The organism is Finegoldia magna (genome assembly GCF_018371055.1).
In the GTDB taxonomy this organism is placed as follows: domain Bacteria; phylum Bacillota; class Clostridia; order Tissierellales; family Peptoniphilaceae; genus Finegoldia; species Finegoldia magna_I.
Map to the genome: position 1 here is coordinate 1 of NZ_JAGYZD010000039.1, position 10,376 is coordinate 10,376.

The window sequence follows — 10,376 nt, forward strand, 5'->3', positions numbered from 1 at the left end:
ACAATTCGATGCTGACGTTTATGATGAACAAGTTGGTATGATGGAAATGGTTCTTGACGTTGATGAAATCGCTGAAGAAATGAACGATATCAGAAGCGATTATTGTAAATTTTTATAAAGAAAGGAAGTAAGCTTAATGGATAAAATTAAAGTTGTTCATTATATAAACCAATTCTTCGCTGGTATTGGTGGAGAAGAAAAAGCTGATATAAAACCATTTATAGCAGAACAATTACCTCCTATCTCTGCTCAATTAGCTAAAGCATTGGGAGAAGATTTTGAAGTAGTTAGAACTGTAGTATGTGGTGACTCATATTTCGGTGAAAATATGGAATCTGCTCAAAAAGAAGTATTGGGAATGATTAAAGAAGCTAACCCAGACTTCGTAGTAACTGGTCCTGCATTCAACGCTGGTAGATACGGTGTTGCTGCTGGTACAATGGCTAAAGCAGTTAAAGATGAATTAAATATCCCTGTATTAACAGGAATGTATCCTGAAAACCCAGGTGCAGATATGTACAAAAAGGACGTTTATATCGTAGAAACTAAGAATAGTGCCGCTGGTATGAGAGACGCTATGAAGAAAATCGGTAAATTAGGTCCTAAGGTTGCTAAGGGAGAAGAAATTGGCGCTCCTAAAGAAGAAGGATATATTGAAAGAGGAGTTCGTGTTAACTTCTTCTCAGACAAAATCGGTTCTCAAAGAGCTGTTGAAATGCTTATTAAGAAAATTAATGGCGAAGAATTTGAAACAGAATATCCAATGCCTGCATTCGACAGAGTTGAACCTGGTAAAGCTATCAAAGATTTATCAAAAGCAAGAATCGCTCTTGTAACTTCTGGTGGTACAGTTCCAAAAGGAAACCCAGATCACATCGAATCATCTTCAGCAACTAAATACGGTTCTTATGATTTCCACGGAATCGATGATTTAACAGCTGAAAACTCTGAAACAGCTCACGGTGGATACGACCCAGTATACGCTAATGAAGATGGAGACAGAGTTACTCCTATCGATGTTATGAGAGAATTCGAAAGAGAAGGCGTTATTGGTTCATTACACGAAACTTGGTATTCAACTGTAGGTAATGGTACTGCCGTTGCTAATGCTGATGCTTTCGGTACTGAAATTGGTGAAAAATTATTAGCTGACAACGTAGACGCAGTTGTTCTTACTAGTACCTGAGGTACTTGTACACGTTGCGGTGCAACGATGGTAAAAGCAATTGAACGTACAGGACTTCCTGTTGTTCATATTTGTACAGTTACTCCTATCTCATTAACAGTAGGTGCTAACAGAATTGTCCCAGCTATTGCTATTCCTCACCCATTAGGAAACCCAGCATTAACTAAAGAAGAAGAATATAGTCTTCGTAAAAAGATTGTTATGAAAGCATTAAACGCTTTAACTACAGAGGTAGAAGATCAAACAGTTTTTGAAGACTAATTCAAATATAAATAAATAATAAAGGAGAATAGTTAACAGATGAATTTTCCAGTATTAAAGGGAGCTGGCTATGTATTAGTCAACACTCCTGATATGATTATCCAAAACGGATCAACATGTCAAACTGAAAGAGTAGTAAACCCAGATTCTGAATTCTTAAAAGAAGTTGGAAAACACATTAGAAGTTTTGATGAGGTAGTAAAATATCTTCCTAACCAAGTTTATATAGGAAATGTTGCTCCTCAAGAACTTGAAAAATACGAAATGCCATTTACTGATCACACTTACGAAGAAGGTAAGGCTGATGGTAAAATGGGTAAAATCGTAAAACAAGACGTATTCATCGCATTATTACAAATGTCTGATGCATTCGACTTAGTAAAACTTTCTGAAGAATTCGTAAACGAAATCAAACCAGTTATCGAAAAAGAATATCCTATTTTAGAACCATATTTCGGTCACCTAAAAGGATCTGATATTTCAAATGCTCAAGAATTATTCGACACTCACATGGCAGAAGCTTTATACCATGACGGAAAAGTTTGTGGTTATATCAAAGCAGCTCATGATATCGACGTAAACTTAAGCGCTCACACAATGTTCGAAAACTTAGTAGTAAAAGCTTCAGGTGTATTAGCAGCTGTAGAATTAGTTACTAAGAACGACATTAACAGAGATGATATAGATTATGTAATCGAATGTTCAGAAGAAGCCTGCGGAGACGTTAACCAAAGAGGTGGCGGTAACTTCGCTAAATCTATCGCTGAAATCGTAGGATTACAAAATGCAACAGGCTCTGATACAAGAGGATTCTGTGCAGCTCCTATTCACTCATTAATCGAAGCAAGTGCTTTAGTTAAATCTGGTGTTTATAAGAATGTTATGGTAGTAGCAGGTGGTTCAACTGCTAAATTAGGTATGAACGCTAAAGACCACGTTAAAAAGGGCTTCCCAGTTCTTGAAGACGTAGTTGGTGGATTTGCAATTTTAATCTCAGAAAATGATGGTGTTCATCCAGTATTAAGAACTGACATCGTAGGACGTCACACAGTTAAGACTGGTTCTTCACCACAAGCAGTTATCTCAAGCTTAGTATCTCATTCATTAGAAGAAAATGGATTAAAGATTACTGATGTAGATAAATACTCTGTAGAAATGCAAAACCCAGATATCACTAAACCTGCCGGAGCTGGAAATGTTCCTGAAGCTAACTATAAGATGATCGCTGCCCTTGCTGTTAAACAAGGAGACTTAGACAGAAAAGAATTAGCTAATTTCATTAAAGAAAAAGGCTTAGTAGGTTGGGCTCCAACACAAGGACACATCCCATCAGGTATTCCTTATGCAGGACATGCTATTAAAGACTTAACTGAAGGAGATTACAACAGAGTAATGTTCGTTGGTAAAGGTAGTTTGTTCCTAGGTAGAATGACTAACTTATTTGATGGTGTATCTATCGTTATGGAAAGAAATGATGGTAAAATGGAAGATGAATCATCAGTTTCATCTGAATCAGAAAAGGATCAAATTAAGAAAGTAATCGCAGAATCCATGAGAAAACTAGCTGAAAATCTTTTAGCAGAATAGAGGTGTAGACATGGATAATAAAAAAATTTCCGAAGTATTTCTTGAAATATCTGAAGCTATCGAAAGCGGAAAATTTGGTAAGAAAGTAAAAATCGGTCTTACTACTTTAGGTAGTGAACACGGTGTTGAAAACATGAAAAAAGCTATTGAATTAGCTGATTCTGATCTTTTTGAAGTAGTTGTTATCGGTGAAAAAGTTGATGACGAACATGAAACTTATGAAGTTGATAACGATGAAGATATGTACAAAAAGATGGAAGAATTACTAGACAGTGGTGAAATTCAAGCCTGTGTAACTCTTCACTACAACTTCCCTATCGGTGTTTCAACAGTTGGTAGAGTAATCACTCCTGGTACTGGCAAAGAAATGTTCTTAGCTACTACTACAGGAACTAGTGATACAGAAAGAACAAAAGCTATGGTAAGAAATGCAGTTGCAGGTGTTATCGCAGCTAAATCTTGTGGTATCGCAAAACCAACAGTTGGTATTTTAAACATCGATGGAGCAAGACAAGTAGAAAAAGCTTTGAAACACTTCAAAGACAACGGATTCGATATCGAATTTGCTGAAAGCCAAAGAGCTGATGGTGGTATCGTAATGAGAGGTAATGACCTTCTTATGGGAAGCTGTGATGTAATGGTAACTGATTCATTAACAGGTAACTTATTAATGAAGATGTTCGGTTCATTCACATCAGGTGGTAACTACGAAACTACTGGTTTTGGATATGGTCCTGGTATCGGTGAAGGCTACGAAAGAAACATATTTATTGTGTCTCGTGCTTCAGGTGCTCCTGTAGTTGCAAATGCTTTAAAATATGCTTACCAAACAGTAGCTGGTGGAATTGATAACAATAAAAAATCTATCTATAAACAAGCTGAAAAGGCTGACTTCAAAGGCATCTTAGATTCTTTAACTAAGAAAGAAGCTCCAAAGGAATCTTCTGAAGAAGTTAAAATGCCAGACAAAGAAGTTGTATCTGCAACAATCTCAGGAATTGATATTCTTGAAATTGAAGATGCTGTTCAAGCTTTATGGAAAGAAAATATATACGCTGAAAGCGGTATGGGCTGTACTGGTCCAATCGTTCAAGTGTCTGATGCAAACTTAGATAAAGCATCACAAATACTAAAACAAAATGGTTATATAGAATAATTCTATAGGCTTTTAAAAAGATGTGTGATTTTTCACACATCTTTTTTTTGAGCTATTTTAATATTTTTCACAATTTTTCTCTACTCTTCTTTCCCACTAAAAAAACCTCAGACTACAAGTTTAATCAAACTAATAATCTAAGGTTATCTTCAATTAAATTACTCTATTATATTTCTCCATCTCCAACCGTATGTTTCACTTGCATTACATACAATAACGAAAGCTAGTGGATCTATTTCATGGATGTATTTCTTTAGCATAATAAAATCTCTATTGCTTACAACTGTTTGAACGATTTCTTTTTCCATACCAGAATAAGCGCCCTTTGCTGTGTATATATTAGCAGATCTTGTAAGATTGTCTACCAAGAACTTGCTTACTTCATCAGGCTTTGATGTTGTAATCGTGCAAAGTTTTGATGTATTCATACCATTAATTGTAAAATCTATTATTAAGCCATTAAGTACAGTACCTACAAGTGAGTATATAGCTATTTCTGTTCCGTAGGCATACCATGCTGATAATGTTATAAGGAAATCCACCATCAAACATCCTTTACCCAACTCAATTCCCAAGTACTTATTCAATATCTTAGCGAATATGTCAGAGCCGCCAGTTGATGCGTAGTTATTAAGTACAATCCCTACTCCTGATCCATAAATCATTACAGCTGCAATTAATTGAATCATTTTTCCTTCAAACAATGGTTTTTCCATAGGAAATAAAATATCCAAAATCCACACCAATAAACTAAGTCCTAAGGAACAAATTATAGTTTTAAGTCCAAATGCCTTTCCAAGCGTAATAAATCCTACAATAAATAAAACCGTGTTGATGATAATCAAAATTGGACCCGTTGATATTGGAACGAAATTTCCAATTACTATTGCCATTCCGGCTGCTCCACCTAGTGACAATTTATTTGGTGCTAAGAAAAAATGAATTCCCAATGCAATAAGAATGACACCAACTGCCATCATAATCACGCTTTTTCTTTTATTTCTCTTTTCTAAAGCGTCTAAATCAATCATATTATCCCCCTAGTATTTTTTTGCAATAATATTATAACAATTGAATATACAATTTACAACGATATATTCATTAATTTCTAATAATTATTTGATAATTCTAAATTACAAAATATCTATAAATCTTTCTATTGGGAGTCCTCGTGCTTTGTCCTTAATATCCAATGAAAGTTTTAGTAGTTCTGTTGTCTTCAAACTAGCATACTTTGCAGACTCAAAAATCGACTTGTTTTCTGAATACTGACTTATGAATAACGCTGAGAATAAATCACCCGTTCCTGCATAAGATGTGTCAATGTATTCATAATAGATTTTATCTGATACAAAATTCTCATCCATACAGAAAACAAAATGCTCATCATTTTCATCTACGCTTGTAATAACGGCGTATTTTGCGCCCATTTGGATAAGTTTTTCTGCCACATCGCTAATCGGTTCATCCATCCTACTAGTTATCATTCGAGCTTCTGTTTCATTTGGAATAATTACTGTAGCTATATCGATAAGTTTTCTGAAATTTTCAATGTTATCTTCGTCCAATCCGTTGTATAGTTTGCCATTGTCTGCCATAATAGGATCCACAATAACATCCGGTGAGTTTTTTTGTTTTGCGATAAAATCTTTGATTATGTCCACTTGTTCTAAACTATATAAAAACCCAGTAGCTATCAAATCAAAACTAAAATCCAACTCTTCCCAAACTTTTGTAGCTTGTTTCATGTAATCTGTCGTATCTAATATAGCAAATTTGCCGTAATCCAATGTGTTACTCACAACAGCCGTTGGCAAATTAAAAACACTTTTACCTTTGTTGCTCAAGACAGGAATCATACAACTAAGAGCGACTCTCCCATATCCTGGCATATCGTTGATTAGTAATATATCTTTCATCTTCTCTCCTCCATCTAATTATAACACTAAAAGCGTATTTGTATATCAAATAAATCTTAATCATTTTGTAGATTTTCAAGCTCTGAAAAGCTCAAATTTTCTCAATTTTTTGTGATATAATATCAGGTGGAAATAAGGAGGGGCTTATGTTCAATTTTAATATAGAAGAGCACAAATTTAAATATATACATTTTATAGGAATCGGTGGAATATCAATGAGTGGTATAGCTGAATTGTTGAACCACTACGGATACAAAGTTTCTGGAAGTGACAGAGAAGAATCCGACGAAACTAATCGACTTAAAAGTCTGGGAGTTGAAATATTTATCGGACAAAGAAGAGAAAACATCAAAAATCCTGACCTAATCGTATACACTGATGCAATCTTAGACGACAACGAAGAATTAATCGCTGCAAGAGAGCTTGGAGTAGACGTGGTAAGCAGAGGAGTCTTCCTTGGCGCACTTATGAGAAATTACAAGTACTCCATTGGAGTTAGTGGATCTCACGGCAAATCAACTACAACATCAATGATAGCGAAGATTTTAATCGATGCAAAAGTGGATCCATCTATACTTTTAGGTGGAAAATTAGACGAAATTCAAGGCAATGTTCACTGTGGAAATAGCGAATACATGCTTACAGAAGCTTGTGAATACAAAGCAAATATTCTCAACTACTATCCTTCAATGGCTATTATTTTGAATATCGATGAAGATCACTTGGATTACTATAAGGATTTGAACCACATCGTTGCAACATTCATTGGCTACATGAAAAACTTGGACGAAAATTCCAAAGCAATTATCAACATAGACGACAAAAACTGTGAACCTCTATTATCTCACATCAAAGGAGAAATCATTACATTTGGTATAGAAAATGAAAAAGCTGATTACAACGTTCACGATATAACTTTTAATGAAAATGGCAACCCTACATTTGTAATTTCATCTAAAAAGTTTGACAAAGACGAAGAATTCTCACTTTCAATAATTGGACGTCACAACATATACGACGCTGTGGCTGCGATTATCGCATGTTACGAATTCCACATCGATATCGACACTATAAGAAAAAATATGAACGAATACCAAAATCTTCATAGAAGAATGGAAACTGTAGGATTTTACAAAGGTTGTGAAGTGAAGACTGATTATGGCCATCACCCTACTGAAATCAAAAACACTCTGAAAGCATTGGATGAGCACAAGAAAGGCAAATTCTACTGCGTATTCCAACCCCATACTTATTCAAGAACTAAAATGCTATTGGATGATTTTGCCAATGCATTCTACGATTGTGATGAGGTTATAGTTACTGAAATATACGCAGCAAGGGAAAAATTTGACAGCAGCATTCATTCTACAGATTTGGTCGAAAAATTAGTTAAAAATGGCGTGAATGCAAAATACTACAAGACTTTTGAAGAAGCACGTGATTATATTCGTTCGAAAGTTTCTGACAATGACATGGTCTTGACTACAGGTTGTGGAAACCCTGATGTTCTTGCGAAGATGATTGTGGAATAATATGTGTACGACAATTATTGTAGATTATCCACAAGGGTCTGTGATGGCGCGTACGCTTGATTTTGAAGTGCCTTTGGAATACAACATGATTTATATCCCAAGAGGCTTTCACTATGCAGATGATTTGTATCACAAACCAATGCGTTCAAAATATAAAATGATGGGAATGTGTTTTAGAAATCTGTACCCTATCAAAGATGGTGTGAATGAACATGGCCTTTGCGGTTGCACGAATATGTTTATCGCGAATAATTTGTTCAGCAATCACCCAATTGAAGGAAAAATAAACACAAATTCACTGGATTTCATGAATTTTGCGCTAGGAAATTACAAAACAGTTGAAGAATTGTTAAACGATTTGGACAATATTCACCTAGCTAACAAAGATGTTGATGGAAATTCTGTGATATGCCCTGATTTCCACTTTATGTTTGTCGATAGAACTGGTGATTCAACTATTTTGGAATACAAGGATCATAAATTAGTTCCATGTGGAGACAATCCTAAAGTGATGACAAATTCACCAAAATATTCTTCGCACGTTAAAAGATACGAAAAATCAGTCGGTGATTTGTCCAAATTCAATCAGATAAAAGATTTGACAGGAGCTTATGATCCTGTGAGTAGATTTATAAGAGCAAAATACATCCTGTCAACTCACAAGAAATCGAATAATGTAAATGAAGCATACTCATCAGCATTCAGTATCTTAGAGCCTCTAAAAATCACTGAGGGCTTCTTTAAGAACGATTCACATGATTACTATACATTTACTAGGTATATCAGCGCATTCGACACACAGACAGCTTCTATGGCTGTTAGAACACATTCAAATACTCAAACGTATTTGATAGATTTTGATGATATTCCTAATGAAAATGAAATATATTCATATTATTTTGAAAACAAATTAGAATTTAAAAGAATTAACAAAGGATAGGCAAATGCCTATCCTTTGTTTTTGTAAAAATAAGATTTAATAATTCAAAAAAAATAGAAGCTATTTTGTAAATAACAAAATGCTTCTACTTTTAATCAATTATGCATTATATTTTTCCATATCTAAATCGTGTTGCATAGCTGCTACCATAACACCAGTAGATCCACCTGCGTGAACGTTAGTTGAAGTACGTGCCATATCTGCAACACCTTGGATTGGGCTTAGTACTAAAATCATTTCAACTGGTAATCCCATTGTAGCAAAGATTGCTGTAGCTTGAATTGTTCCGGTTCCTGGTACCCCTACTGTTCCCATTGAAGCGAACAAGCATGAACCAACCATGATTAAATATTGAGTAGCAGAGAATGGAATATTAAGAGCGTTAATTGTAAACATCGCTAATAAAATTGGCCATACTGCTGCACATCCTGGCATACCAAATGTAGTACCAATTGATGCTGCAAATGATGCAGTTTCTGTTGGCACACCCATGTCTTCTTGTTCTTTAATGTTTGCTGGTAAAGATCCAATTGAACTTTGTGTAGTAAATGCTATCAACCATGCTGGGAAGAATTTACGTTGGAACTTGAATGGATTGATGTGTGCAATTAAACTCATCATAGCTGATGTAGTGATGAATGTGTGGAACAAACATGCTACATAAACCATTAATAATAAGAATAATAATGATTTAACAAATGATAAATCCAATGTAGCTACTTGGTTAGCTAATAAAGAAAGAACTGCGTATGGAGTGAATTCGATGATTTCTCCAATTACTTTGTTCATTACTTTATTACCAGCTTCTACGAAATCTAAGAATGGTTTAATTTCTTCCTTGTTATTGTATCTAAGTACAACTATACCGATGATAATTGCGAAAATTACGATAGGTACGATTTTGTTGTGACTCATACTGTCAATAATGTTTTTAGGGAAGAAACTTACAAATACGTCTGCAAAAGGTGGAACTTCCTTAACCTTATCTGCAACATCCATTTTGATATTTGCATTCATTCCTATATTTACTAATTTACCTAAAATTATAGACAATATAGCAGCTAAAACATTGTGTAAAGCTAAAATTATAATTGTTTTGCCACCCATTGATCTTAATTTTTCTGAGCTTTCCAAGGATGCAACTGTAGTTATAATTGAGAATAATAATAGTGGAATTACAAATGCTTGTAATAAACTTGAAAATACACGACCAAATATTGCTACATAGTCAGTGCTTCCTTTGAAAATAAGTCCTACTATGGCACCCATTGCTGTAGCTAATAAAATTCTGATCATGAATGAAGTACCTTTTTTCTTCAAACGATCGATAACTACGCACAATGCGAAAGCTACAACTAAAGCGATTAAGCTTTTAATCATTTCAACATCTCCTTTATATATTTTTGTCACACTAATCTTATCATATTGTCTTATATTAGACAATGATATTTAATCAGTGCTATCGTTTTCATTATTTCTAATTTATTGTATTATTCTATAAATCTATTTTTCCTGTAAATTCAAGCATTTCTTGAATTTTTTCAAAAATTTACAAAAATAATAATTTGACATAAATTTAAAATTATTTTACATTTTCCCGTATTTATCGTTAATTTATCAACGCTATTTGCTTTTCGTCTTTTTAATTTAAATCCGCAAATATTATTTAATATTTGTAATATATAGATTTTCTCAATGACGAATTGTCAAATCAAATGCAACACCTATGGTAAGAAACCAAAAAGTTCTTCTTTAGGTGTTTTATATTGTATACATTTTCTAGGTCTATTATTCA

At 34.2% G+C, this 10,376-nt stretch carries 8 protein-coding genes and 1 pseudogene; 6 read left to right on the forward strand and 3 right to left on the reverse strand.

Annotation, left to right across the window (positions count from 1 at the left end; translation table 11 throughout):
- The 4 genes and pseudogenes from KHW44_RS02980 to grdD all read left to right on the forward strand — a co-directional run.
- A pseudogene (locus tag KHW44_RS02980) lies at positions 1-118 on the forward strand (glycine/sarcosine/betaine reductase complex selenoprotein A); the annotation flags it as partial.
- Between the two features lie 18 nt (positions 119-136).
- The gene (gene grdB, locus KHW44_RS02985) at positions 137-1,447 is read left to right on the forward strand and encodes a glycine reductase complex selenoprotein B (protein WP_281682626.1); all 1,311 of its coding nucleotides are present in this window, start codon (positions 137-139) and stop codon (positions 1,445-1,447) included.
- A gap of 39 nt (positions 1,448-1,486) precedes the next feature.
- On the forward strand, positions 1,487-3,034 hold the full coding sequence (grdC, locus tag KHW44_RS02990; RefSeq protein WP_304065809.1) for a glycine/sarcosine/betaine reductase complex component C subunit beta: 1,548 nt from the start codon (positions 1,487-1,489) through the stop codon (positions 3,032-3,034).
- Positions 3,035-3,044: 10 nt separating this feature from the next.
- Positions 3,045-4,190: a glycine/sarcosine/betaine reductase complex component C subunit alpha gene (gene grdD, locus KHW44_RS02995; protein ID WP_002835450.1), complete on the forward strand. Its 1,146-nt coding sequence runs from the start codon at positions 3,045-3,047 to the stop codon at positions 4,188-4,190.
- 158 nt (positions 4,191-4,348) lie between these two features.
- Here grdD and KHW44_RS03000 read toward each other — a convergent pair whose 3' ends face one another.
- On the reverse strand, positions 4,349-5,221 hold the full coding sequence (locus KHW44_RS03000) for a YitT family protein (RefSeq protein WP_304065813.1): 873 nt from the start codon (positions 5,219-5,221) through the stop codon (positions 4,349-4,351).
- A gap of 102 nt (positions 5,222-5,323) precedes the next feature.
- Positions 5,324-6,109, reverse strand: a complete 786-nt coding sequence (locus tag KHW44_RS03005; RefSeq protein WP_304065816.1) for a PfkB family carbohydrate kinase — start codon at positions 6,107-6,109, stop codon at positions 5,324-5,326.
- A 146-nt stretch (positions 6,110-6,255) separates the two neighbouring features.
- Here KHW44_RS03005 and murC point away from each other — a divergent pair, with 146 nt between their 5' ends.
- Both murC and KHW44_RS03015 read left to right on the forward strand, forming a co-directional pair.
- Entirely contained in the window at positions 6,256-7,641 is a 1,386-nt protein-coding gene (gene murC, locus KHW44_RS03010; protein ID WP_304065819.1) for a UDP-N-acetylmuramate--L-alanine ligase, read from the forward strand.
- Position 7,642: 1 nt separating this feature from the next.
- Entirely contained in the window at positions 7,643-8,581 is a 939-nt protein-coding gene (locus KHW44_RS03015; protein ID WP_304065822.1) for a linear amide C-N hydrolase, read from the forward strand.
- A gap of 99 nt (positions 8,582-8,680) precedes the next feature.
- Here KHW44_RS03015 and KHW44_RS03020 read toward each other — a convergent pair whose 3' ends face one another.
- The gene (locus tag KHW44_RS03020; protein WP_304065825.1) at positions 8,681-9,961 is read right to left on the reverse strand and encodes a dicarboxylate/amino acid:cation symporter; all 1,281 of its coding nucleotides are present in this window, start codon (positions 9,959-9,961) and stop codon (positions 8,681-8,683) included.
- Positions 9,962-10,376: the final 415 nt, after the last annotated feature.